The organism is Microcystis sp. M44BS1 (assembly GCF_020244875.1).
GTDB classification, from domain to species: domain Bacteria; phylum Cyanobacteriota; class Cyanobacteriia; order Cyanobacteriales; family Microcystaceae; genus Microcystis; species Microcystis panniformis.
On the sequence record NZ_JADBVM010000027.1, the window covers coordinates 1 to 24189 of the forward strand.

General features: G+C 42.5%; 20 protein-coding genes, 4 pseudogenes and 1 CRISPR repeat array. Of the genes and pseudogenes, 8 read left to right on the forward strand and 16 right to left on the reverse strand.

Annotation, left to right across the window (positions count from 1 at the left end):
- Nucleotides 1-135 precede the first annotated feature (135 nt).
- Nucleotides 136-1353 carry an ABC transporter permease gene (locus IM515_RS01340; protein ID WP_287628678.1) on the forward strand — a complete coding sequence of 406 codons (1218 nt, stop codon included), beginning with the start codon at nucleotides 136-138 and terminating at the stop codon, nucleotides 1351-1353.
- Nucleotides 1354-1414: 61 nt separating this feature from the next.
- Here the strand turns inward: IM515_RS01340 and IM515_RS01345 are convergent, their stop codons facing one another.
- Nucleotides 1415-1846, reverse strand: a complete 432-nt coding sequence (locus tag IM515_RS01345) for an NUDIX domain-containing protein (RefSeq protein ID WP_008200727.1) — start codon at nucleotides 1844-1846, stop codon at nucleotides 1415-1417.
- A 314-nt stretch (nucleotides 1847-2160) separates the two neighbouring features.
- Between IM515_RS01345 and IM515_RS01350 the strand changes: the two genes are divergently transcribed.
- From IM515_RS01350 to IM515_RS01360, 4 genes and pseudogenes are all read left to right on the forward strand, one after another.
- Nucleotides 2161-3090: an NAD(P)H-dependent glycerol-3-phosphate dehydrogenase gene (locus tag IM515_RS01350; RefSeq protein ID WP_287628677.1), complete on the forward strand. Its 930-nt coding sequence runs from the start codon at nucleotides 2161-2163 to the stop codon at nucleotides 3088-3090.
- Between the two features lie 154 nt (nucleotides 3091-3244).
- A pseudogene (locus IM515_RS26065) lies at nucleotides 3245-3401 on the forward strand (IS4/Tn5 family transposase DNA-binding protein); the annotation flags it as partial.
- A 21-nt stretch (nucleotides 3402-3422) separates the two neighbouring features.
- Nucleotides 3423-3635 (forward strand): annotated as a pseudogene (locus IM515_RS01355) (hypothetical protein); the annotation flags it as partial.
- A gap of 111 nt (nucleotides 3636-3746) precedes the next feature.
- Nucleotides 3747-4019, forward strand: a complete 273-nt coding sequence (locus tag IM515_RS01360) for a lipopolysaccharide assembly protein LapA domain-containing protein (RefSeq protein ID WP_002788612.1) — start codon at nucleotides 3747-3749, stop codon at nucleotides 4017-4019.
- Between the two features lie 925 nt (nucleotides 4020-4944).
- On the opposite strand, the gene IM515_RS26070 is transcribed toward IM515_RS01360, so the two are convergent.
- The 14 genes from IM515_RS26070 to cas3 form a co-directional block, all read right to left on the reverse strand.
- Nucleotides 4945-5049: a Thoeris anti-defense Tad2 family protein gene (locus IM515_RS26070; protein ID WP_425589503.1), complete on the reverse strand. Its 105-nt coding sequence runs from the start codon at nucleotides 5047-5049 to the stop codon at nucleotides 4945-4947.
- Between the two features lie 21 nt (nucleotides 5050-5070).
- Nucleotides 5071-5307, reverse strand: coding sequence for a hypothetical protein (locus tag IM515_RS01365; protein ID WP_193958615.1), 237 nt, complete (start codon nucleotides 5305-5307; stop codon nucleotides 5071-5073).
- Nucleotides 5308-5374: 67 nt separating this feature from the next.
- Nucleotides 5375-7218: a CRISPR direct-repeat array (repeat unit 37 nt; unit sequence GTTTCAATCCCTAATAGGGTTTAAGATTAATTGGAAC).
- 233 nt (nucleotides 7219-7451) lie between these two features.
- Complete coding sequence (gene cas2 / locus IM515_RS01370) at nucleotides 7452-7724, reverse strand: CRISPR-associated endonuclease Cas2 (protein ID WP_002742874.1); 273 nt, start codon at nucleotides 7722-7724, stop codon at nucleotides 7452-7454.
- A 12-nt stretch (nucleotides 7725-7736) separates the two neighbouring features.
- The gene (cas1d, locus tag IM515_RS01375; protein WP_287109254.1) at nucleotides 7737-8741 is read right to left on the reverse strand and encodes a type I-D CRISPR-associated endonuclease Cas1d; all 1005 of its coding nucleotides are present in this window, start codon (nucleotides 8739-8741) and stop codon (nucleotides 7737-7739) included.
- A gap of 5 nt (nucleotides 8742-8746) precedes the next feature.
- A complete protein-coding gene (gene cas4 / locus IM515_RS01380; protein ID WP_287628676.1) occupies nucleotides 8747-9340 on the reverse strand; it encodes a CRISPR-associated protein Cas4 in 594 nt (197 codons plus the stop codon).
- A 2-nt stretch (nucleotides 9341-9342) separates the two neighbouring features.
- Nucleotides 9343-10176, reverse strand: a complete 834-nt coding sequence (gene cas6, locus IM515_RS01385; RefSeq protein ID WP_287628675.1) for a CRISPR-associated endoribonuclease Cas6 — start codon at nucleotides 10174-10176, stop codon at nucleotides 9343-9345.
- Complete coding sequence (locus IM515_RS01390) at nucleotides 10176-10742, reverse strand: Uma2 family endonuclease (RefSeq protein ID WP_193956991.1); 567 nt, start codon at nucleotides 10740-10742, stop codon at nucleotides 10176-10178. The genes cas6 and IM515_RS01390 overlap by 1 nt, the downstream gene beginning before the upstream one ends.
- A gap of 83 nt (nucleotides 10743-10825) precedes the next feature.
- Nucleotides 10826-11392, reverse strand: a complete 567-nt coding sequence (locus IM515_RS01395) for a Uma2 family endonuclease (protein WP_287628674.1) — start codon at nucleotides 11390-11392, stop codon at nucleotides 10826-10828.
- Between the two features lie 9 nt (nucleotides 11393-11401).
- Nucleotides 11402-12076: a type I-D CRISPR-associated protein Cas5/Csc1 gene (gene cas5d, locus IM515_RS01400; protein ID WP_287628673.1), complete on the reverse strand. Its 675-nt coding sequence runs from the start codon at nucleotides 12074-12076 to the stop codon at nucleotides 11402-11404.
- Nucleotides 12077-12131: 55 nt separating this feature from the next.
- Complete coding sequence (cas7d, locus tag IM515_RS01405) at nucleotides 12132-13139, reverse strand: type I-D CRISPR-associated protein Cas7/Csc2 (protein WP_287628672.1); 1008 nt, start codon at nucleotides 13137-13139, stop codon at nucleotides 12132-12134.
- A gap of 52 nt (nucleotides 13140-13191) precedes the next feature.
- Nucleotides 13192-16611, reverse strand: coding sequence for a type I-D CRISPR-associated protein Cas10d/Csc3 (gene cas10d, locus IM515_RS01410; protein ID WP_287628671.1), 3420 nt, complete (start codon nucleotides 16609-16611; stop codon nucleotides 13192-13194).
- Nucleotides 16612-16820: 209 nt separating this feature from the next.
- Nucleotides 16821-17270: a type VII toxin-antitoxin system MntA family adenylyltransferase antitoxin gene (mntA, locus tag IM515_RS01415; RefSeq protein ID WP_287628670.1), complete on the reverse strand. Its 450-nt coding sequence runs from the start codon at nucleotides 17268-17270 to the stop codon at nucleotides 16821-16823.
- A gap of 17 nt (nucleotides 17271-17287) precedes the next feature.
- Nucleotides 17288-17503, reverse strand: coding sequence for a hypothetical protein (locus IM515_RS01420; protein WP_043997627.1), 216 nt, complete (start codon nucleotides 17501-17503; stop codon nucleotides 17288-17290).
- A 320-nt stretch (nucleotides 17504-17823) separates the two neighbouring features.
- Nucleotides 17824-20004: a type I-D CRISPR-associated helicase Cas3' gene (gene cas3 / locus IM515_RS01425; protein WP_287628669.1), complete on the reverse strand. Its 2181-nt coding sequence runs from the start codon at nucleotides 20002-20004 to the stop codon at nucleotides 17824-17826.
- A gap of 99 nt (nucleotides 20005-20103) precedes the next feature.
- Between cas3 and IM515_RS01430 the strand changes: the two genes are divergently transcribed.
- Both IM515_RS01430 and IM515_RS01435 read left to right on the forward strand, forming a co-directional pair.
- The gene (locus tag IM515_RS01430; protein WP_287628668.1) at nucleotides 20104-20982 is read left to right on the forward strand and encodes a WYL domain-containing protein; all 879 of its coding nucleotides are present in this window, start codon (nucleotides 20104-20106) and stop codon (nucleotides 20980-20982) included.
- Nucleotides 20983-21096: 114 nt separating this feature from the next.
- Nucleotides 21097-21477: pseudogene (locus IM515_RS01435) on the forward strand (IS4/Tn5 family transposase DNA-binding protein); the annotation flags it as partial.
- A gap of 258 nt (nucleotides 21478-21735) precedes the next feature.
- Here the strand turns inward: IM515_RS01435 and IM515_RS01440 are convergent.
- Nucleotides 21736-23016, reverse strand: coding sequence for an HhoA/HhoB/HtrA family serine endopeptidase (locus IM515_RS01440; RefSeq protein WP_287628666.1), 1281 nt, complete (start codon nucleotides 23014-23016; stop codon nucleotides 21736-21738).
- A gap of 588 nt (nucleotides 23017-23604) precedes the next feature.
- Here IM515_RS01440 and IM515_RS01445 point away from each other — a divergent pair.
- A pseudogene (locus IM515_RS01445) lies at nucleotides 23605-24189 on the forward strand (transposase family protein); the annotation flags it as partial.

Here is a 24189-nt window from a genome sequence, read left to right on the forward strand (position 1 = left end):
ATAACTGATAACTGATAACTGATAACTGATAACTGATAACTGATAACTGATAACTGATAACTGATAACTGATAACTGATAACTGATAACTGATAACTGATAACTGATAACTGATAACTGATAACTGATAACTGATATGTTGATCATCGAAAGTGTAAAAATGGCCGTCGCCACCCTAGGGGCCAATAAAGTGCGTAGCGGCCTGACCATGTTAGGAATTATCATCGGTAACGCTTCGGTGGTGGCCATGATCGGTATTGGCCAAGGGGCGCAAACCTTAGCCAATGACCAGTTTGCTAACTTGGGACCCAATACTCTTTTTGTGGTGCCGGGGTCGCGACAAGCACGCAATACCACCGTTAATTTACCGAAAACCTTGGTTTTAGCCGATGCTCAGGCGATCGCCGAACAGGTTCCCACCGTCGCTGAAGTCGCCCCGGAAATAAACGCTCGTTTCCTGATTTCCTATCGTAATCGCAACATGACGGCTCTAGTGACGGGAAGCACCCCAGAATACGCTTCTGTTCGCAATTTTACCCTAGAAAAAGGTCGTTTTATCAATAATATCGATCTAGTCCGCAACAAACGGGTAACGGTAATCGGCCGTGAAGTGGCAGCGCAACTTTTCCCCACCCAAAATCCCCTCGGTCAACAGCTGCGGATCAAAAATCTCAGTTTTGAGGTGATCGGGATTTTAGAGGCGAAAGGCTCCTTTTTTGGCAATAATCAGGATGAAATGCTGATTATTCCCCTTAGCACCATGAACTCGCAACTGGTGGGCAAAACCGGACCCTACGGTGTCGAGTTGAGTTGGATTAGTCTCACCGCGCGATCGGGGGAGGAAATCCGTGCCGCTAAGTTCCAAATCGAGAATCTCCTGCGTTTACGTCATAAAATCGTGGCTGAGGATGATTTTCGCGTCGAAACTGCTAAACAGATGATCGAAATCTTCGGCACGATTACCCAGGGTCTAACCCTACTTTTGGCTCTAATCGCCGGTATTTCCCTAATTGTCGGGGGTATCGGGGTGATGAATATTATGCTCGTTTCGGTTTCGGAAAGAACCGGGGAAATCGGACTAAGAAAAGCGATCGGAGCCAGAGAACAGGATATTCTCTTACAATTCCTGATTGAATCAACTCTCGTTTCCATCGCCGGCGGTGCGCTTGGTATTCTCGTCGGTGCAGGAGCGATCGTTCTCGTCTCCAGTTTCTCTCCCCTGGCTGCCACTGTTTCCGCCACCGCCGTCATCCTGTCTTTGAGCGTTTCCACGGGTATTGGTCTCTTTTTTGGCGTTTTTCCCGCCTATCGTGCCTCTAAATTGGAGCCGATTGTCGCCCTCAGAAGTGTATAGTTTTTTAAAGGTTTTTCGGGGAGGTTTTGGGCAAGGATTGCTTTTATGTCCAGGTTGGGGTCTAATGTGTGGGACGGATTTGATAATCCCGATAACGACGATAATCATTGAGGATGCGATCGTGATCAAAGCATAAAGGTTGGGGGAATTCCCAGAGATGAAAAATCCCCACTTTTTTGGCATCATCGGCAGCGATCGGTTTGCCTTTTGCCGTGGCGATAAAAACGATACTAATGGTGTGTTGACGCGGATCGCGGTTAGGATCGGAATAGACGTGAAATTGCTCGATTAACTGCACCTCTAAACTGATTTCCTCGTAAGCTTCCCGAATGGCCGCCGTTTCCACCGATTCACCGTAGTCCACGAATCCCCCCGGAATTGCCCAGCCAAAGGGCGGATTTTTTCTCTCAATTAGTACGATCGGACGGTGGGGCGAGTCGATCAGTTCGATGATAATATCAACAGTGGGGGCAGGATTGCGATAGGTTGTCATTTTTTTCAGTTATCAGTGAACAGTTAAGTAAGTAGTTATAATTAAATTGAAGATAGATTTTGCCTCTGATCCCCCCTGCCCCCCTTGATAAGGGGAGTGCCGATAGGCGGGGGGATCTCCCCTGCGCCCCTTGATAAGGGGGGTGCCGATCCCCCCTTAGTCCCCCCTTGATAAGGGGGGTGTCTGACAACTTTTAACACCTACCTACTTATCAGTAATCGGTCAATAATTTTATTTAAGACGCATAACCTTGAAATCGAATCATTTCTAACCAGTCACTGATCAGGGATCACTAATAAGGAGGAGAATAAAAGTTGTTAGAAAATGCCAAGAAAATTACGGTTATAGGTGGGGGAATTTGGGGACAAACTCTCGCTAATTTGGCTAGACGTAATCACTTAACTGTTAGGGTTTGGTCGCGTCATAGCGGGGAAGATTTGGGAGCTATTATAGCAGATACTGAGGTAATTATTTCAGCAGTTTCGATTAAAGGCGTTTCCCCAACGATCAAAAAATTACAGCAATTACCATTAAATTCTCGCATAATTATCGTCACCGCTACTAAAGGATTAGATCCAATCACCACTCGTACCCCCTTTCATCTCTGGAATCAAGCTTTTCCCGCTAATCCCCTTGTGGTTCTTTCCGGTCCTAATTTGGCTAAAGAAATTAACCAAGGTTTACCCGCTGCGACAGTGGTAGCAAGTTATCAGCAAAAAGCAGCAATATTGTTACAAAAATTATTATCTGGGGAATCTTTTCGGGTTTATCTGAATAGTGATCCCTTGGGGACTGAGTTAGGTGGCACTCTCAAAAATGTCATGGCGATCGCTTCTGGGGTTTGCGATGGTTTACAGTTAGGTACTAATGCCAAATCTGCCCTGTTAACTCGCGCTTTACCGGAAATAGTTCGGGTGGGAACTTGTCTAGGAGGTTGTCAAGAAACTTTCTTCGGTTTATCGGGTTTAGGGGATTTATTAGCTACCTGTAATAGTCCTTTATCCCGCAATTATCAAGTGGGTTATCAATTAGCTTTAGGTTTATCTTTGCCAGAAATTTTAGCAAAGTTAGAGGGAACTGCCGAGGGAATAAATACCACAGAAGTTTTGATGAGAATTGCCCAAGAAAAAAAATTATATGTACCGATTACCTGCCAAGTTGATCGTCTTTTGTGCGGGGAAATTTCTCCCCAAGTTGCCGTTTATGAATTAATGCGTCGGGATTTAAAATCAGAATTTGATTAAGAGACAAGAGATTTTTCAGTGATCAGTAATCAGTTAGTCGGAGCTTTCTTAACAAAAAGAGAAGAAACTTAAAAAAAGGGGAACCGATTGATAGGTATAGTTTTAAAAGAAAGAAGGAATCAAGGTCGAGGTGAGCAAAAAAATGGAGAAATGAGCAGCCCAAGAATTACAGTATGCAGAGCTAGGGGACACCAGAAGAACCGAAAAGATTAATCAGTATCGTGGAAAACTTGGCCAGGCAACCTAGTACAAGTGTGTCATAAGCCTCGGCAAATCTAGCCGCCGCAAGTGCCACATCTGATTTTGGGAATTAACCCTATTTTCAACCTTTAGCGGTCAAAATGATGGCTTCTCTTGGGTTTTTTTTAGGTAAAAAAGACGACGGTGAACCTAGTGTTAAAACTATTTGGTTAGGACTGGGAAGGTAACATGATATCAGCGAGACTTGGAAACTATCTGATCAAATTAGTCCCCCCATAGAACCCCCTTGGGCAATCTTGCCCACTTTTCTCTTTTTGTCAAATTTTATGTTAAGAAAGATGTGACTAATGGATAGGAGGGCCACGAATAAAGAAAAATGGTATTAATAGGGAGCTAACTGCGAAATTAGCCTACAAAACCTGAAAAAATCTCCCACAAACAGGGCGAGGACAAGCATGAATACAATTAGTAATTTTTTAGCTAGTGCTATTGTCGGCGGCTGGATTATGACCATGGCAGTTTTTGCTATTCAAAATATCCAACCAGTTTCTTTAAAGTTTCTACAATTTGAGTCAATTAAAGTACCTATCGGTGTTTTATTGGCTTTTTCTTTGGGAATTGGATTTTTTATGGCCGCATTTATCCCCGCTTTTTTGAGAAAGTCGAAAAAATCTCCTCGCAGTCGCTTTCCTCCCCCACAACCGGGGTTAGACGAGTTTGATTTTTAGATAGGGTTTGCGGCAAAAAGTTTTTCGTGGGGGCAGGGTGTGGGGTGTAGGGTGTAGGGTGTAGGGTTTTACCGATTTTCAGGGAGTCAATTACCTAATTTTCAGGGAAAAAGTCCCGGAATTTTACCCCCAATCACTCCAATCGCTGGCACTTTTTGAGGGAAAAAAAGTCTAAAAGTCTTATCCAACAAGGTTTTTAGATTTATTCAGCAACCCCTAATTATAGCCAATACAAAATGAATTACACAGGATTGGAGCAGCAAAGCAAGGAATTACAAATAGCTGAATTAGAACTATTTATAAAAAGTGTAATCGATTCAAGAGAACTGAAACGAGCGCTCTCAGTAAAGATGTCTCTCGAAGGTAAAACCTGTGAAGAAATCAGCAGAATACTCTGTGTCAAGCAATCTTTCATATATTACGGTCGAAATATATTTAGGGTTTGCTGAAAAAGTTTGTTGATGGGGTTAGGAGTCAGTAGCCGGTCGTCAGTAGCCGGTCGTCGGTCGTTTCAGGCTTTGTTGCCCTTCTTTTTTTTTATACCAGTTTATGTACTATCAAAAGAATAATGCCAGGTTTTTGAATGTCCCAATCCTATTTTCGCAGCATGAACATCGGATTTTAACAGGTCAAAAGCCTTATTTTAAAAGGGTTTTACCATTATTCAGCCAGCCCTATCTAGGTCAGCCCCTAATCACTTAAATTCTGAACAAAAACGCCAATTCAAGTCTGAATTGGCGCGATAATCGCTTCTAATGCCGTTGAATCTTTAGGGTGTTTCAATCCCTAATAGGGATTAACATTAATTGGAATAACAATAGAGTGAGGAACAATAAGCATATTTACCGTTTCAATCCCTATTAGGGTTTAAGATTAATTGGAACCTCCTATTGGTTTTCGCTCTTTTATTATATTTCAATCCCTATTAGGGTTTAAGATTAATTGGAATCCATTTTTGCCGAGCAATCTTTTTACCTTCTTTTAATAAACTTAAAGCCTGACTAAAATCTAGGGTTTTATCAAAACTCATAATTTACCTACTTAATACTGATTAACTATTGTATTTTTCGATAACTTTTGTTGCTTCTGCTATCGTTTGTTCTTCTGATAGTAGCTTAAAAATTTTGGCTAAGACTTGTCTAACTCTTTCCTTGCATACTCCTAACTCTTGAGAAGTTGATAATATTTTAAAACGACAATTCCAGTGCCTAGAAGTAACTGGCACTGGGTCTAAATCATTGTTTTTTGCCCATACCAAATAGATATGGGCTTGACGGGCGGTTATCATTCTAACTCCTTGCTAATGGTAAAAAAATCACTTCACTATCTCCTTCATCATCCCAGTCTCCTGTTTTGTTTCAATCCCTAATAGGGTTTAAGATTAATTGGAATGATTGATACGGCGGCTATATCTGGAACTGGGCTAGTTTCAATCCCTAATAGGGTTTAAGATTAATTGGAATACCATCCTTAGCCGGCAAAGTGGCTACAAGTGACAGTTTCAATCCCTAATAGGGTTTAAGATTAATTGGAACACTATCAGTGTAAGCTTGTTGCTCTTGAATCTTTGTTTCAATCCCTAATAGGGTTTAAGATTAATTGGAACGGAATGGGATTACTCAGGGCTTACGCTACGGTGCGTTTCAATCCCTAATAGGGTTTAAGATTAATTGGAACCTTCTTCCAATCCCAGGGAAGTTGCGACCAAATTTGGTTTCAATCCCTAATAGGGTTTAAGATTAATTGGAACCTTAAATAATCCAGAATTTGCTTGGCCGAGGCTGAGTTTCAATCCCTAATAGGGTTTAAGATTAATTGGAACTAATATTTGGCTCGGATTCTTTTATAAATTTAGCGTTTCAATCCCTAATAGGGTTTAAGATTAATTGGAACACGACTACGGCACGGTAGCGACGATTACCACAAAGTTTCAATCCCTAATAGGGTTTAAGATTAATTGGAACAAAATAAATTTCAGTATCCGATATCCAAAAAGGGCGTTTCAATCCCTAATAGGGTTTAAGATTAATTGGAACTCTCACCAAATAAGTTTTGGGGTAAAGCAAGTTTAGAGTTTCAATCCCTAATAGGGTTTAAGATTAATTGGAACTTAAGGGTTTGTCCGCCCCCGCCGCAATTTCGCCTGTTTCAATCCCTAATAGGGTTTAAGATTAATTGGAACAATATTCACGGCAAACCAGAAGACGGCGAAGATGCTGTTTCAATCCCTAATAGGGTTTAAGATTAATTGGAACTTTCCCAGGGGCTAATTACCCAGGGCAAGGCATGAGTTTCAATCCCTAATAGGGTTTAAGATTAATTGGAACCTGAAACTCTTCAAACGACAACAATTCTTTTTCTGATGTTTCAATCCCTAATAGGGTTTAAGATTAATTGGAACGGAAGCGCAGGTTGTATCGTGGTTAGAGATAGTCAGTTTCAATCCCTAATAGGGTTTAAGATTAATTGGAACGGATAGAATAGGTACGCTTTCTGCCTCGATTAGTTACGTTTCAATCCCTAATAGGGTTTAAGATTAATTGGAACAATTAATCGTTGAAGAGTCTAGAAACGCATCAAGTTTCAATCCCTAATAGGGTTTAAGATTAATTGGAACTACAGGATGGCATATAGCCAAAGATATGATTGATGTTTCAATCCCTAATAGGGTTTAAGATTAATTGGAACTGTTTAACTTCCTTAAGGTTTTCGGTGGGGATGTAGGTTTCAATCCCTAATAGGGTTTAAGATTAATTGGAACGCATCTACCTGCTCTTGAGTTCGCCCTGATTCTGGGTTTCAATCCCTAATAGGGTTTAAGATTAATTGGAACCTGAGATGGAAGTTACCCCTATTGCTTTTAAAGAAATAGGTTTCAATCCCTAATAGGGTTTAAGATTAATTGGAACGATAGGCTTTGACGAATTAACTCATTTTACAGAAGGTTTCAATCCCTAATAGGGTTTAAGATTAATTGGAACATTAATAGGTAAAGTAAGGTTCTGGGATTTGGCGGCGTTTCAATCCCTAATAGGGTTTAAGATTAATTGGAACGAGGTACGGACGTTAAGAGGATAATAATTTTTACTTGTTTCAATCCCTAATAGGGTTTAAGATTAATTGGAACCGGGTAAGGTGAGGTGGGGTAAGGCAGGGTATTGAGTTTCAATCCCTAATAGGGTTTAAGATTAATTGGAACCGCCCAGTGGTAAAAGCTATACGCTATGGGGTTTTCAAGGTTCGTATGCGCCGCACCCGCAATAAATCTATTGTACAGCAAGTGACCCAGTTCTTCAAGACCCCGCAAAACCTTACGGGATAAGGTGCGCCCCGCGTTAGAAAGGAAAATCATCTCGAATCTATATTGCATAAGCTTTCCAGCCACCAGATAATAGTTAAGGATTTTTACAGCTACTCCGAGGCGCAACCGAGCTAAACAAAAAAAATCGTATTATCCCGGGGTAACTCACCACCGATACGTTCCACTTTACCCCGACAACAGGCGCAGAGAAAATAAAAGCGGATGCTATCGGTATCGGGTTTGATCAACTTACTCAAGCGCCCGCGCAGCTTAGCGTACTGGGTATCGGTTAGATCGCACTCAAAAACACTATACTGCACCCGTTGGCCGTAGGACTTTAACGTATTGTGAATTTTGGTTCGTCGCTTATCGTCGGAAATGTCGTAACTGACAACAAAATACATGACCGCCTCTACCTACTTTAAAATCAAGGGTGGATACTTATCCGTCTCGTCCATCAGATATTTCGCCATTAGTCGGGCCTGAATCTCGAAAGCTTCTTGATAAGTACACTGTTTACCCATTACTGGATGCTTAAACTTCGATTGTTTCTTCTGTTCGTACAAGCGCAGGAAAATCTGTAACCCTTCTCTCGTCAAGGAAACCGCACCGCTTAAGGGTTCGGTGGTGAAATGTTCGGGGGTAAGATAAGGATGATTGACCCCATTGAGAACTACGGCATCAACGACGATCGCTCTAAATTCCTCCATCAGATCCAGTGCCAGCGAGGGGCGACCGTAGCGTTGATAGTGAAGATAACCGAGATAGGGGTCAAAACCGACCAAATTGATCGCACTCTGCACGTCATGGCGCAATAACGCATAACCCAGACTCAAAAGAGAATTGACCGGATCTCGCGGGGGGCGACGGTTACGCGAGGTAAAGGTAAAAGTATCGCCGAGAATTAAGGAATCAAAACAACTGAAATAGGCTGCGCTTCCCGCTCCCTCTAACCCCCGGAGAGAATCGATCGCCGAGGTTGTTTCGATCGAGCCGATCGCTGCTTCCAAACAAGCGATCGCTGTTTGTAAATCCAAGTCTTTTCGATCGCGTTGACGACGGAGTAGAATGTTGCGGTAATTCTTCAGCTTGCCGCGGACGAATCCCCGCACTAAATGAATGGCTTTCGGAGAATCGCCCGCGGCCTGCCATTGCGCTCGACGAACGAAAATATTTTTGGTCATCTCCGGTTCCAATCTACCGAGATATTTTCCCGTGACAGTGACAAAACTCAGGGGAATATGACGTTCGAGCAGTTCGATCACCAATGCGGGAGAAACTGAACCCCGTCCGAAAATCACCACTCCTTCCACGTTCAATAGAGGTACATCGAGGATCGTTTCCTTGGATGCTTTAACCGTTAAACGCTCGTCATTTTTGCCGAGAAATGCGTCTTCTCTGGTCACATATACCGTTCCCATATTTTTTAGTCTTCCTCTCGATATCGTTGGACTTTTTCAGTTAATCGGGGCAAGCAGCGATCGAACAAACTGCATCCCTTGCAGCGGGGCGAATAGACCGCCGGGGGCATTTTTCCCGTCTGGATCAGGGTTTCAACTGCTCGGATCGTAGCGATCGCCTGTTGCCGTAAAGCAAGATCGATCGCCACCGGTTGACGCTGGTGAGAACTGGCATAGTAGATATAGCCAGTATCTAGCCTTTTTCCAGTCATTTCTTCCAAACAGATGGCTTGAGCGCACACCTGCAACTCGTCGTTATCCCATTCGCCCTTACTGCCCCGTTTGTATTCCACGGGGATAAATTCGCCGTCGTGGGACTCGATCAGATCGGCTTTACCGATGAGACGGTAATTGTCTGATTTGAGCCAGATAGCCCGAATTTGCCATATTTCCTCGCGGTTTTCCGCCCCGACGGTGTGAACTCGTTGGTGTAAATTTGTTCCCTCGATCGTATAGCTATTATCGAGAAATTCCCCGGCGACGAACATCCTCCAACAACGGTGGGGACAGTAGGCGTAATGGTTGAGAGCGGCGATCGGTATGTAGTCAGATTCATCCATAACTATCTTTTCTCCTTAGAAATTCTGCGAGTCATCCCCATTCCCATGGTGGTTTTCCGTCCCACTCCCGCATAGAGGGCAAAATCCGCCAGTACATTAATCGCTTTAATCTTTGCGGGTTCCACCTCTCCCAAAAGACGATAGTGAATCTCACCCACACAACCGAACGACTGGTTTTTATAGGCTTCGTCGGCTAATTTCGTTTGAATATCGAAGAAACTGGGGAAAATCGAGTCTAGGGCAATAGAATCGAAGGGGATACCGCTATAGCGATTCCAACGATTGAGAAGGCTATTAAACACCAGTTCCCGCGTCGGTAAGGCACTATCGAATTTTCCCTGCCGGAAGGTGACGGGGGTGGCGAAAAGGAAATCAAATTCCCGATTCGCTGCCGAGGCGTTTTCATACAGGTATTGATAAGTACAAGAGTTCGCCCAGGGTTGAACCGATTGTGGGGTGGCGAGGACGCTAGTGATAACCAGATCGGCGGAACCGAGATGCCAGGGGTGTTCTGGATTGAGATTCAACCAGAGCGAGGTTAATTTACCGAATAATCGGTCATCGAGCAGAGAAATCCGCCACCAGCAGGGAGTTTCGGGGGCGATTGGCCGTTCGTATCGCCACTGCGGGGAATTTATCGTTTTTCCCCCGGATTGCATCTGTAGTGGCGATAAGGTAAAAGCTTTATCTGCCTCGGCTGCGTGTAGAATTTTCCCTAATTCCCGATCAACACTACTGACAAGGGTAAGGAATAGCGCGTGAAGGTGTCGTCCGGTGAGAAAATTCGGATAGATCGGCGATCGGGGTGTGAGATTGAGAACGAGACTGTAGGGCATTAACTTAATCGGGCCTTGGCAAAAATTTGTCTGGGGGTTAGGGTTAAATCGGGGAGGAGAATATCGCTAATTTCGTCATCGCCTTTTTTAATCGCCGGGGGTGCGTCGGGATAGAAAATTGTGATCTGCTTGGCCCGGGGATCGACGATCCAGACGCGACTGACTCCCGCTTTTAGGTAGTCCACGGCTTTTTCGCTCAGGCTGCTGAAGGATTGTTCAGGAGAAATAATTTCGATGACTAATTCCGGGGGAACGGGACAAGCTTCATCGGTGAGGGGAATATCTCCTAACCTTTCTGGGGAAATGTAGAGAAGATCGGGAACGGGACACCAATCTCGATCGTTTTTGCTGAGAATAATTGCCCATTCGATTCCCACTTCTCCCCGTCCTTGATTCCAGCGATCGAGTACGAGAAATAAAGCACCAGTTAAACGAGAATGAAAGAATTTCGGTGACATTTTTGCGATCGCTTCTCCATCGACTAATTCATAGGTAATATCGCCATCGGGAGCGGTTAGGGAGAGAAATTCGGGTAAAGTGAGGGGTTTAGAAGAGATAAGAGTCATGGTCAATTTTCAACCGAAGCGATAGGACAATCGAGCGGGAATTTTCAGATCGGGGCGATCGCTTATAACGAGACTGTAGGGCATTAACTTAATCGGGCCTTGGCAAAAATTTGTCTGGGAGTTAGGGTTAAATCGGGGAGAAGAATATCGCTAATTTCGTCATCGCCTTTTTTAATCGCCGGGGGTGCGTCGGGATAGAAAATCGTGATCTGCTTGGCCCGGGGATCGACGATCCAGACGCGACTGACTCCTGCTTTTAGGTAGTCCACGGCTTTTTCGCTCAGGCTGCTGAAAGATTGTTCCGGAGAGATAATTTCGATGACTAATTCCGGGGGAACGGGACAAGCTTCATCGGTGAGGGGAATATCTCCTAACCTTTCCGGGGAAATGTAGAGAAGATCGGGAACGGGACACCAATCTCGATCGTTTTTGCTGAGAATGATCGCCCATTCGATTCCCACTTCTCCCCGTCCTTGATTCCAGCGATCGAGTATAGAAGATAAAGCCAGAGTTAAACGAGAATGAAAGAATTTCGGTGACATTTTTGGGATCGCTTCTCCATCGACTAATTCATAGGTAATATCGCCCTCGGGAGCGGTTAGCGAGAGAAATTCTGGTAAAGTGAGGGGTTTAGAAGAGATAAGAGTCATGGTCAATTTTCAACCGAAGCGATAGGACAATCGAGCGGGAATTTTCAGATCAGGGCGATCGCTTATTTGGTAATATTCCCCGCGCATTCGTACATTACGGATTAAACTAACCGGTGGCATATTGATCACGTCGTAGCCAATCACCTGATGGGTAAACATAACATCGAGAGGATTTAAAGGATAGGGATAAATAAATAAATCCTCTTTTTGTTTTGATAGGGAAAGTTCTGTCAGTTTTACTTCCGCTTTACTCATCCATTTTCCCAAACGAATCCATTTAGGAAGTTGTAGGGGGTGATGGGAAATGATAAAACATTCAAAAACACTTTCGGGAGCGATTTCCTTTGCTCTGCCAAAACTGGGAATATTTTTCTGGGTTTTTTCCATCTCCACATGATAGTTATTATTGGCATATTTCCAAGTATTGAGAACCGCCGTATGAGCGATCGCCCGTGCGGGAGTGACATAAATTTGCTCTTCGTTAAGAGGATTTAAATGTTCTTGGTACTGTGGAATCTGTTCGGAACAGAAGTAACGATAACTATCGCTATTTACCAATCCCAAAGCATAACAAAGCGCGTAATTATGAATTACGGGTTCGCTTTCGTAGAGTCTGCCGATTTCACGGGTTGCGTAATAAAGATTATCGTGCAGTTCTAATTGACAGGAATAAATATGTACCATAACTCTTTAAAAATTGCGAGGATATAGGGTGAGAAATTTCTCACCCTACTGAAATTTACGGTTTTTTAGCGGCTGGTTTTTTCTCGGCGATATGTTTCTTAGCGTAGTCTTTCGCTTCTTTATCCGCTTGGTTCAAGATCGATAAAATTCCTGCTTCCGTACCCGTGAGAGTTTTCACCTCGGTTAATAAAGGTTGAAAATTTTCTCCGATAAAATCGGTATGAACGATAAATTCTTCCGCCATTAATGCTTGTATTGCTTCGGTGGCTTTTTCCATAACTAAATCCTCGTCTAAGGGATCGATCGAGTGTAATACCTCATCGGGAAGGCGATCATATATTGCCTGTGTCCAGCGCAAATTACTAACAATTTCCCCATCGGCAAAAATAACACCGATAAGCTCGTTTCTCACCCGTCCCGTCCGGGTAATTTGCGCGCCGTAGTGACGGGTACGCAGGATGTTATTAAAAACGTAGAGAAAACCCGCTTCTGTCGGATCTTTTAAAGTGACAATACTAGGGAAAAACACCTGGGGACGGATGTGATCCTGTTGGTTAATTCGGCTAGTCACTTCTCCCGGTTTGGTTTTATTTTCTCCCTTAGATGCCATGGTACCGTTCTCGTAGGGAGCGTTGAAAGTAAAACTTTCATGGGATTCATCAAAGGGTGTGATCGAAAAAGCCGTATCTACTACTACTTTCGATTTTTCTGAACCAGAATCACCGATGGCAAACCCGTAGATAATACAGTCGGGGTTATTCATACCGAAAGCCAGATTATATTCACATTCTTCGGCGGTAATTAATCCGTAGTTTCTGAGTAATTCTCGACCGACTAAACGTTCTGGAGTTGACTGTTTCCGTTTAAACATCGATAAACGACTAATCGTTTTTTTGCTATCAATTCCCGCACGAACACGAGCTTTATTTAGGTCTCCATCTGTTTGAAATAAAGGATAAGATTCTGTGACTCGAATCGTCAAAAAGTGAACGTATTTTCCCATCGGTTTGTAGGGAATCTCGCTATGAAAGAATTTAGCGTCAACAGATTTAAGAAAAGTCATAAGTTCGCTCCTAATATAGAAAAAGTGGACATTTGGATAACAGTTAAAGCTTTTACTCTTCCTCCTCGGAAGAAGAATTTGAAGTATCGAGAGGTTGAACTTGTCTTTGGCGACGTTCTTTATCCATTTCTAAACGATAGAGAAATTCGCAGGTATCCCGGATAATATTTAGTTGACGACCTGCTAATCTGGCTCGATCACTTTCAAAAGACTCCTCGAAAACATTTTTTACAAAGTATTTAGCAAAATCCAAGATTTTTTCTCGCTCTTGATCTCGCTCTTTGATAACGTATCGACCTTCTGCTGTTTGAGAGCGTACTCGATCCATTAGTTTAAATAATCGTGCCGCTACCAAAGAAGTCAAATCATCGCTTATAGCGTTATCCGCTTTAAGAATAACATCCGCCGCTTCATCAATAGGTTTAAGAATAGCATTGGCTTTAATTGGCTTTCCTTTACTAGATTTAGCTCGATAGAATTGACGATACAATTCGGTTAAGTTTTTCGGGTGATTTAAGGGCGATTCTGCTGTCATATCGATAGTTAAATTGGTTCGGTTAGCTTGTACATAGGGATCGAAACAAGGATAAAAATCGTAGAGATACAGAGCGATTCGATTAGCACTCGGTATATCGGCATCTTTGCCCCGTTTCCACTGTTTAAGGTAATGAAAAACATAGAGAGGACTGGTTTCTAAATTGATAGCGAGTTCCGTTAATTTGCCCCAATTGGGATCATAACCCGTCTTACCCTGCTTCGAGTTCACGTCTAAATGAATAGAATAGGCTGCGGTTAGGGTATTTAAGGGTGCGGAATATTTTTTTCCTTCTTCCTCCCAACTTTCTAAGATGTAGTCCAAGCGAAATAAATCTCGTTGAACTAAAGCTCGAAGTGCAGGTGGCGCACCATCGAGAAAAACAGTTTCCTGAAATTCCGCACCATCATTAAAGGGAGGAATAGGAGACTCGGAAACCACCGTTTTAACATCTAGAATCATCGGGAAAGCTAATCCTAACCATGCCGGCATGATCCATGATTCCGTGTCGGTTATTTTTTTATCTTTCCCTTTAACTTCAGGAGGAAGAGCCATAAAGTAGAAGGTGAGAGGTTGCTTTTCGGGATAGGAGAGTTTGAGAGATCGATCCTTTATTGAAGTATTGTCGAGATGAAAAATATCAAGACTCCGATATTGGTCTAATTCGAGATGTGCTTGGAAATCTCGTATAAAATGGTTATAAGTATTTTTGTCGAAACGAGTCTGCTTTATTTCTTCATATACCCGATGCAAAAATGCGTTGGTTTCTGGAGTGCAGTAGTAGGTAGGATAAAAATAAATATAACGATATTTAGCATCCTCAAAATTTTTTCCTACCGCTTCTGTCTCGCTCATTAAAATTTGCCGTAACATGAATTCGATTCCTGCGATGCTGGAAATGTTGCGTTTAGCGTTAGAACCTCCTAGGGTTTGTTTATTAGTGTAAACTTGGGGAGTGAACAAGACTGCCGATTCCATCTGCTCGGTTACGCTATATGCGGAATGGGATATAGAGCAAAGTGCTGTTTTTCCCCTTCCCGATTTTTTAGCATTTTTATAGCGTTGAAATTCTTCAAAAAATTTATCGGGTGATCTGGTATCTGTCTGTTGATTCGGTAACATGACTACTTGCTTAACCCACGCGCGTAAATCATCCCATCCATCGAAAACTTGATAATCGTTTAAAATCGGTTCGATCGAATCGCGAAGATGGATTAATAATTTTTGACATATCGGTTTAATTTCTTCATTTCCGATTCCTACATTATGCTCTAAATACTTAGCGGCCAAATAATACCATTCTAAAGGTAGTCCACCTGTATTGCCTTTTAATTTACGTTCCTTAAGACTATCGTTTATTCTTTGAATCTCCCGAATAGCGGGAATATAGCTTAGTAAATCCCAATGTTTTGCGACTTCAAGAATAAAATCGAATTCCGATGGTTTTGGCAGTTTTTTATCCCGCTTACAGACTTCTAGAATTTGAGAGACTTTCTCATCCCATATTTTACGGCTGATTAAATCACAAAACTCGGCAATCTGATCGATCCGAATATCTTCTTTAAACTCGAAATTATATCGATCAGATAAAATTCCTAACTTTTGAAATTTAATTAAAGTACCGCTTCGATCGCCAGAAACAGGCTTTTTCCCATCTTTCAGAATTTTTAGCGTTGCATCTAAACCAACGTCCATCAATTCGAGGGTGTTAAAGAATAAATGATAATATTCTGCGTATTTCATTCCCTTACCATCTCGATTAAATCCTGTCTGTCTAGTCCGCAATTCTCCGATACAGAGAGAATTGATTTTATCAACCACTCTTTCGGGAATATTATCTACCGATATTTCCGGTGCATTGCGGGAGGTTAGATAAACTACTCCAGTCGGTAAATATAGTAACGGTTGATAATACTGCTTTTCGGGTGTGTTGAGACTGACATATTCATCGATAAGAGCGTTATTGATAACATTAGTTAAGACTCCTCGATTTTCCGAGATAGCGTGATAGGTTAACTTCAAATTTCTATTACTCAATCGACCTAGAATTTTGTCTAAGCTAGAACTTAAAGCGTCTTGAGGATGCTTGACTATGGAGGATATACGATCAGCTAAACAAGCTAATCCAGTTAAAGAAAATAATTTATCACCTCTCGGTTTTAATTTAGGAGATAGTCCATCATGAATGGAGAAATTCCAGTTAGTCCCCCAACGAACTTGCGCGTTGTAAGCTATCACAAGTAAATCATCTATGTATTCTCGATATACTTCCGGATTTTCTGGATCGATAAAAACATCTAATTGTAGATGTCGAATCATCACATCAAGAATTTCTCGATGTTCTTGAATAGATAATCCTCGAATTTCTGGCAAATTTTTGTACTTTTCAGGCATCTGTGGAAAGCGATCATACTTAAATTTCTCAAAATCGTGTAAAATAAAGCCCGCCATACCCAATCTTCTATCAAATTCTTTGATATATCGTTTAATAGAAGTTGTGTCTAATTTTTCTATTTGTTGTTCGATTAAGTTGGCTGCGAATAATCCATTCAGGATGTGAGTGCTTAATGATTGGTCGTGCAAAGCTCGATCGCTTTTTAAATTTCCCTCAGCTATTTTATTCTCGATCCATTTACCTCCTTTTGCAGTCACACCAGCAGCAACTTTCAAGAAATTAGGCAATACATACTCGGCAAAATCTATCATAACAATATCTTCAGGATTCTGCTTAATAATTGCTTCTTTAAAGAGTTTAGTCGTTAAAAATTCTTTTTGAATCTCTTCTTCATCTCGGTTAGACTCTGGTAGCTCTTCTTCCTCTTCCTCATAATTATCGCCATCCTCGTTTTCGTCTTGAAAAGATTCAACATTATCTGGATAGTCAAAAATGTTTAATTGTTGAATCTCTTGACTTGTTTCTTTTTTCTTTCTAGCCATTATCCTGCTCCTGTACATCTAAGTAAGTGATGATTTGTAGATATAGGTAGGTAATTGTTTTTAAGTTGTAGGGATAGATTTAAAAACAATTTTATGATCAATTTACTCATTTTCTTGATCATCGATTAACTTGACAGACTCGAAACATTTCAGGCGATCAAGATATTTAATCATTAAGCGAATTCTTGAGTCTATAATTTCTCTTTCCATCATTGCAAACCCCATTTTTTAAACCAAAGATGAATACTTTCTTTCTGGACTTTACGAAACTTGGCGGTATCGGCGTATATCTTCCACGCTCGAACACGAAATTTAAGAAACTCGCCAACATGACTTTCGTAAATAAGTTTTCCATCTCGTGCGACTTGATGGCCGAGAAGGGGAGAACAGCGATCGAGTTCAACAAGATCGATTGCGTCCCTATTGATCTTTAATACTTCACTCAGGTAGTCAAGAACTTCTAGATATCGCTCGTATTTTTCTTGATCTTGTTTCCCCTCGGCTTTTTCGTCATATAGAACCGCAAAATCCCAATCACTACTATCGTGATTTTTTCCGGTCGCTCTAGAACCGAATAAAACTAATAGTTTGACATAGGGAATTTTTTCGGGGAGTTGAGAGGATAGCTTTTGGGAGTTTTCTAAAATAGAGTTGGCCATGATTTTCTAACCGAGTATTAATCTTCTAAGTTTTCAGTAAGGACTTGATGTTCTAAATCGGCGGTACGATTCTTGAAATATCGATATTCAGCTAGAATCCCACCGAATGATTCCTCCAGTTCATCGAACTTCCTTTGAATACGCTCGATTTTCTCTTCTTGCGCTTGTTGAATTTGAAAGATTTTTCGATGTTGATGCTCCATTTCATTGAATGCGATCAATAGGTAGTACATAAACTTGCATGGCTCCACCGTAATTTTAGATGAGTTCGCTAAATGACTGTTTGAGGATTGCATAGGCGGCTCCTTCTATGGTTTATCCATCAATTATAGCTTCTCGCTTGCTAATTGAGTATATAAAGACCATTATAAAACTACCTGCCCGATTCTGCTACCCTGAGCAAGGGAAAGTAAACCTCCTCGACTTCCGTTAAGTGAGCAATAATGCCTATTAGGCATTGAAACTTTATCTACTCGATTAGAGATATAGTTATATTTAACTTTCCTGTCATCGCCCATAAGGTGATGAGCAAACCCTAATAGGGATAACAGTTCTAGCAGATCCACGAGTCTCCTCCTTTTTCCTTGAGACGGTAAGCTTGGGTATCGAGTAGCAGTGCCGATTGACCGAAAGCTATAGAGTAAGGTGCGGAGGTTTTTTCGCGGCCGAACTCGTCTATCGGATAAATCTGAAAGTGCATCGGTAGCTGGAGACGTTTTTTCACCTCCTCGACTGGGTGCGGAACCAGATAACTAACCAGATATCTGGTTTTCATCCGCTCGTTAATCTGCCGATAGGGACAGGGATAAACTTGAATACCCCGCAAAACCAGCACTTTCCAGCTATTCGCCAGTTCTCTCAGGTCTCCCCCGTAGCTAAATCGCCATGGTCGTCTTTCTGGACGATATCTCAGCAACTTCATAAATGCGAGGCAGTGGCGAAACCGTCCCTTGGCAATCGGTTGTTGAAGACGGACTGCGGTTGACTCCAGAAGTCGGAGGTAGTCCGCTTGGGTCATCGGTTCAATGTCAAGATGGCTGAGAATACTCGGTAAATCGTAGGTTTTGAAATAATCACCCGGCCAGTCTTCGTACTCTTCATCGTACAACCCGCAGGAAAGGGAGCTAGAACCTCGAAAGCTACTCGCGTCCTCTTCAATCGGACTTTTCGATACTTGTCCCGATAGCTGTTGCCAGTCTTCTCTCCAAGTTTGCAGACATCCCCTCACCCGGCCCAGACTCGTCTGGAAAACCCTCTGACAATCCTCCTCAAACGCGACGCGACTCTTTTGGTATCTATCCCGAATCGTTTTATGATTGAGCTTGCGACTTATCTCCACGGACTGCACTCCTGCCCAACGGCGGAAATATCCCTGAAAGTTATTAATTTTGCGGTATTTATCCCGAATTTGCTCGTTTAAAAATGGGCGGTCATAGGGGACATTTTTCTCTAAAGGAGGATGTTCGCCAAGAAATAATCGCTCGACCAAGAAGTTAGACGCGAGCGCATAGGCAGTAAAATTGAGGAAGGGTTGATCGTCGCTCTGTCCATCGTGTCTGCCGAGCCGTCCCAAGCGCTGGATAAAACTCCCCGAATCCCCAGACTCGAAAATTAAAAAGTTAATCCGGAAATCCACCCCCACATCGATCGTACTGGTTCCGAGAACTAAATCGGCTTGTAACGATTCGTTTTTTCGTGTTTGTCCAGTTAAACCGGTATTTTCTGCCACTGTCAACGGATGGAGCAAGTTCTTAAACTCTCGGATTAAGCGTTTGACAGAAGCGATCGAATTGAGAATGATCGCACCTTTACTTCCCGGATATTGCAGAAAATAGTCACGAATTAACTGCCAGTTTTCCAATAGCCACGTTTCCGACGCTCCGAAAGTAGAATCTATAGGAATAAAATTTAAAGTTATCTGTCGAGCGATCTGTCGCCATCCCTGCGACTCCAATTGCTGTTTTTCCGCTTCTGAATCGGGAAAGCGGTACTTTTCACGTTCGTAAGGGTTAATCTCTCGAATTTCCTCGGGAGCAAACACGGTTTTCAATCGCTCGATTAGTTGTTTTTCTGGGGTGGCAGAAAGGAATAGATGTTTGTGTTCATTTTTCGTGTGACGCATCAATAGCATCGTATTAATAACACTCGCGATCTGGGGCGCACTAAAAACATGAAATTCATCGTGTATAAAAAGATTGAATTTAACGTCTAAAGGACTCCAAAGCTTATCGGGAGCATCTTTAGGAGTAATATAAGCGTGACGATGGAGATAATGTAAAATATCAGGATTTGTGAGGATAATATCCGATTGTTCAATGCGGGTTAAAATGGCGTTGTCTTTCCGAATGTCTTCGCTTTCGGCGTAAATTTCCAGTGTTGCACCACTCAATCGACTAACGCGAGGATCGTTATTCGGACTGAATTGATTAATATAGCCTTGGATTTGACCTTCCTGATCTCTGGCCAGTTCATTAGTAGGATAAAGTCCGATCGAATAGCGGATAGAATCATCGGGTTTTTCTCCCTGCATTGCGTCGAGATATGCGGCCAGACTTTTCCCGTCCCCCGTCATCGCCGTATTGAAAATCACATCGATCTCGGGATCATTTAGTGCTTTCCACGTCTCCACCTGATGCCACGATAACCGCCATCCTTGCGGAACCTTGATCCCGTCTGGGATTTCGTCTGCGGGACAGGAATAGACCGGCTTGAGCGTTACTTGATAATTTACCATGAATTTCTGTCCGTAACTTCTTGCTACTTTCCATACTACCCACGATAATAGGGATGGACAAGTACCTCAACAGAAAAAGTGTCCGTATATTTATAAACTATGAGCCGGATAGGACAATCGATCACTTTATCGGTCAGTGAAAAAGAAAAACAGGCCCTAGAAATCCTTGCCAGTGAATTTGGGCTATTTTGGGGAGATAAACCGAATATATCGAAGTTAATCAAGGAAATTGCCCATAATAAGCTCAAAATCGCTCCTAATCACGACTGGAAGCCCGATCGCTTGCAGATGCTCCAACAGGCGATCGATTCTCTCATTGATGCCGGACAAATCCCCATCGCCCTAGAACTAACTAAACTACTATTAGAACGGAGCGAACTGTCAGACCCCTTACGGAAAGAGCTAGAACGCCACCTCGATAATCCTCCCCCACCATGGCGACTGGAACTCGATCGCTGCATTCTCCGACAACAACCGTTTCAGTTATCCTATCAGGATGCCGGCGATCGAATCTGGGAATTTCATCTTTACCATGCCGCTATCAATCGTCACGAGGATCGGTTATATCTCGATTGTTGGTGCGAGGAAACCGAGGGAAATCAAGATATTTCTGAACTACACCACAATTGGAGTTTACGGATCGATCGAATCCCCAACGATTCCTTAATTACCCCGATCCCTAGGGGAAAGTGGCGCAATCAGCTTGATAGTGTGTCCGCCGAGTTTCACCTGTTCGATGGATTAGCTCGATCGTACCAGACCAAAACCGCTATCGATATCGCCAACGAATTGATCTCGATCGATCCCCCTGTCCGACAGATTACCCGACAGGTAACGAGTAGCTTCTGGTTTTTCCGCGAGATTCTCCCCTACGGGGAAGATTGCCTGCTGATCTCCCCGGAAAAAGTCCGCAAGCGTTTTTATGACAAGGTGCAGCGGCTTTATCACAGATGTCGGGGTGAAGACCCTCGTTTTTAGCGCTGTCCATTAGTCAGATCTTTCTTAACAAAAAGAGAAGAAACTTAAAAAAAGGGGAAACGATTGATAGGTATAGTTTTGAAAGAAGGAATCAAGGTGGAGGTAAGCAAAAAAATGGAGAAATGGGCAGCCCAAGAATTACAGTATGCAGACCTAGGGGACACCAGAAAAAAGAAAAGGTTAATCAGTATCGTGGAAAACTTGGCCAGCTAATTTAGTACAATTGTATCACAAGCTTCGGGAAATCTAGCCGCAGCGAGTGCCACCTACGACTTTTGGAATTCCCCCTATTTTCACCCCTCAGATCTAATTGCCGCCCAAGCCAAAAGTACAGTAGAAAGAATCAAAGAACATCCAATAGTTTTGGCAGTTCAAGACACAACCAGTTTAGACTTGACAACACAAAAAGCCAAAAAAGGCATGGGTTATCTAGATTGTAAAACATCCTTTGGACTCAAAGTTCATACCAGCTTAGGAGTGTCACCGCCAGGAATAAGCTAAGACGCATTTAAACCGCTTATTCTTAGATTAGCCGAACCTCCCCCCCCTTGCCCCCCGACCCCCACCCCTAGGGTTGGAGGGGGCCACCCCCTGCCACCAGGAAAAACTTTTTGCCGCAAACCCTACTTACCTCACCATTAAGATAACTGCTATAATTATTTGATTCAAGAGCCAAAAGTAAAACCAGAAATATAGAGAGCTTACTAACAAGCTCTCTATAAAGTTTAGGTCTTTTACCACTTATCTTCCAGACTAGGATCTGTTAGCAGTATTCAAGCTACCCACTTGAATATTCAGATTAATTTTTTGTCCTTCCCGGCTAATTTCTACGGGCAAATTATCGCCAATTTGAGTATTAGCAACAATTTCCCGAACCGCATCGGGATCGGTGACATTCTTACCACCTACAGACTTTAACACATCACCCGATCGCAATCCTGCTGCTGCGGCAGGAGAATCTCTCATCACCCGCACTAACAAGACACCAGAATCATCGGGGACAGTCCAATTATCAGCCATGGGACTATCGGCTAATTGTTCTTTTACCTCTGGAGTTAACTGCACCATTTGAACACCGAGATAGGGATGTTCCACCTTACCCGTGGCGATTAATTGTTCAGCGATTCTTTGGGCAGTTTTAATCGGAATAGCAAAACCTAAACCCTGGGCATTTTGAATGATAGCGGTGTTAACTCCGATGACTTCTCCCCGAGCATTTAACAAAGGTCCGCCAGAATTTCCGGGGTTAATTGCCGCATCGGTTTGCAGAAAATCTACCAGTTTATCACTAGCACCAATTTGGGAGCCATTGCGTTCCTTGGCACTAATAATCCCCGTGGTGACAGTGTTATCTAATCCCAAAGGATTACCGATAGCGATCGCCCATTCTCCCACCTGTAAACTATCAGAATTACCTAATTTAACCGTGGGTAAATTGCTCGTTTCCACCTGTACCACTGCCACATCAGTTAAAGGATCACTACCTAAGACTTTGCCATCAATGGTGCGACCATCTTTGAGGGTGACAGTCACCTTATCTGCTCCCTCGACAACGTGAGCATTGGTGATAATTTTACCGTCATTACTGATAATAAACCCCGAACCTGTACCTCTTTGAACTTGTTTTTCTCCTCGCTCTGGTATTTGAGAACCGAAGAAGCGACGGAAAACAGGATCGTTAGCAAATTCCGAAAAATCACCGCCTCCATTGACTTCCCTAGAAGCATTAATTCTTACCACCGCCGGCCCCACTTCTTGCACCACAGAAGCGACAAAATTGGTGGGCATAACCAGAGACGAGGGAGCGGCTGCCGCTGGTGTGGAGGGGCGAGGATTATTGGCAGCGGGGGCAATATTTTGGGCTAATTCTAGAGGATTTTGACTGTAGGCATAGGTAGCACCGATACCTAACCCAGCACCCAAAACCAGTAAGGAAGAATAGGCAAAAAGTTTTTTCATTGCAGAAGATTTGGAGCGTTTGGGATTAACTTCGTTGATCGGGGAAATATTATCGTTAAAAATATTGTGAGTCATAGTTTTTACTGTTTAACCATTTTGAGAAGGGAATAAAAGTCAGTCCTAATAATCGTGGGTGTGAGAGGAGTGTTTTGGAAAACGGCTTGGGACTGACTATCTCTAATCTAGGCGGGGGATATGAACTTACTGTGACGCAGACATGAAGTTTTGATTGCAAGGTCATTATCCTAGTGGATAGACAGATAGAAAGATAGAGAAAAAGGTCAATGATAGATTTTTCCGGCTCTTCGGTTTGTGTTATGCAATGGATGGGGGTTATAAGGAATGGAACCCTTATATAGAAAGGCATTTAGGATTTTTGTCAATTGTTTTTGTCTAGAGCGAACTAATCAATTAAGTCTCTTGCCAAATAAGGATTTAGTCGATTTATGCCCCCCTATCGAACCATACCAAGTAACGAAGAAGGCTCTTCGGTAATTGTTATGCAAATAATTAACTTAAAATAAAATTCGATGAGAGTACCTACGCTCAAAAATAGCTAAAATTCATACAGGGAAAGACTTAAGGCACAAACTGGTTAATGCTAAAAAATAGACAATTGAGTTAAGATTTGATATAATAGCCAAAAACCACAGTATTTTACTTATGATACTTGTAGAAGGAACGTCTATTCAAGGCTATCTACACCTAGAAAATATCGGTATAGTTTGACGAATCGAATCGAAAAATCAAAAAGCAATCTGTCCTCGTTGTGGGTTAGAGAGCGATAAACTCCACCAAAATCATCGACATTTAGTCAAAGATTTACCGCTCTCAGGACAACCAGTGTACCTACAGGTTAATCGTCGTCAATTTAAGGGCGATAATTGTCGAAAACCCTTTGGTGAAGAGTTAGATTTTGTCGCCAGTAAACGAACCTATACGAAAAGACTAGCCGAAAATATACTCGAACAATTAAAATCAGGAGATATTTTAAATGTTAGTCGAATAAATGACGTAACGGAAGAAGAGATTCAAAGAATGATAGAGGACATAGCCGAAGAAATTACAGAGCCAGATCTATCGGAATTAAAAAGACTAGAAATTGATGAAATCGCTCTAGTCAAAGGACAAAAAAATTACTGTGCGGTTTTAGTAAATTTAGATACGGGAAAACTAATAGCTATTCTAGAGAAGCGAACACAAGAAGAATTGAGGGAAACGCTTACAGGGTGGGGAAAAGAGGTGTTA

Excerpts from the sequence above, each read along its gene's own strand:
- IM515_RS01340 (WP_287628678.1), top strand. The coding sequence starts at position 136 with ATGTTGATCATCGAAAGTGTAAAAATGGCCGTCGCCACCCTAGGGGCC.
- IM515_RS01345 (WP_008200727.1), bottom strand. The coding sequence starts at position 1,846 with ATGACAACCTATCGCAATCCTGCCCCCACTGTTGATATTATCATCGAA.
- IM515_RS01360 (WP_002788612.1), top strand. The coding sequence starts at position 3,747 with ATGAATACAATTAGTAATTTTTTAGCTAGTGCTATTGTCGGCGGCTGG.
- IM515_RS26070 (WP_425589503.1), bottom strand. The coding sequence starts at position 5,049 with ATGAGTTTTGATAAAACCCTAGATTTTAGTCAGGCTTTAAGTTTATTA.
- IM515_RS01365 (WP_193958615.1), bottom strand. The coding sequence starts at position 5,307 with ATGATAACCGCCCGTCAAGCCCATATCTATTTGGTATGGGCAAAAAAC.
- cas2 (WP_002742874.1), bottom strand. The coding sequence starts at position 7,724 with ATGTATTTTGTTGTCAGTTACGACATTTCCGACGATAAGCGACGAACC.
- cas1d (WP_287109254.1), bottom strand. The coding sequence starts at position 8,741 with ATGGGAACGGTATATGTGACCAGAGAAGACGCATTTCTCGGCAAAAAT.
- cas4 (WP_287628676.1), bottom strand. The coding sequence starts at position 9,340 with ATGGATGAATCTGACTACATACCGATCGCCGCTCTCAACCATTACGCC.
- cas6 (WP_287628675.1), bottom strand. The coding sequence starts at position 10,176 with ATGCCCTACAGTCTCGTTCTCAATCTCACACCCCGATCGCCGATCTAT.
- IM515_RS01390 (WP_193956991.1), bottom strand. The coding sequence starts at position 10,742 with ATGACTCTTATCTCTTCTAAACCCCTCACTTTACCCGAATTTCTCTCC.
- IM515_RS01395 (WP_287628674.1), bottom strand. The coding sequence starts at position 11,392 with ATGACTCTTATCTCTTCTAAACCCCTCACTTTACCAGAATTTCTCTCG.
- cas5d (WP_287628673.1), bottom strand. The coding sequence starts at position 12,076 with ATGGTACATATTTATTCCTGTCAATTAGAACTGCACGATAATCTTTAT.
- cas7d (WP_287628672.1), bottom strand. The coding sequence starts at position 13,139 with ATGACTTTTCTTAAATCTGTTGACGCTAAATTCTTTCATAGCGAGATT.
- cas10d (WP_287628671.1), bottom strand. The coding sequence starts at position 16,611 with ATGGCTAGAAAGAAAAAAGAAACAAGTCAAGAGATTCAACAATTAAAC.
- mntA (WP_287628670.1), bottom strand. The coding sequence starts at position 17,270 with ATGGCCAACTCTATTTTAGAAAACTCCCAAAAGCTATCCTCTCAACTC.
- IM515_RS01420 (WP_043997627.1), bottom strand. The coding sequence starts at position 17,503 with ATGTACTACCTATTGATCGCATTCAATGAAATGGAGCATCAACATCGA.
- cas3 (WP_287628669.1), bottom strand. The coding sequence starts at position 20,004 with ATGGTAAATTATCAAGTAACGCTCAAGCCGGTCTATTCCTGTCCCGCA.
- IM515_RS01430 (WP_287628668.1), top strand. The coding sequence starts at position 20,104 with ATGAGCCGGATAGGACAATCGATCACTTTATCGGTCAGTGAAAAAGAA.
- IM515_RS01440 (WP_287628666.1), bottom strand. The coding sequence starts at position 23,016 with ATGACTCACAATATTTTTAACGATAATATTTCCCCGATCAACGAAGTT.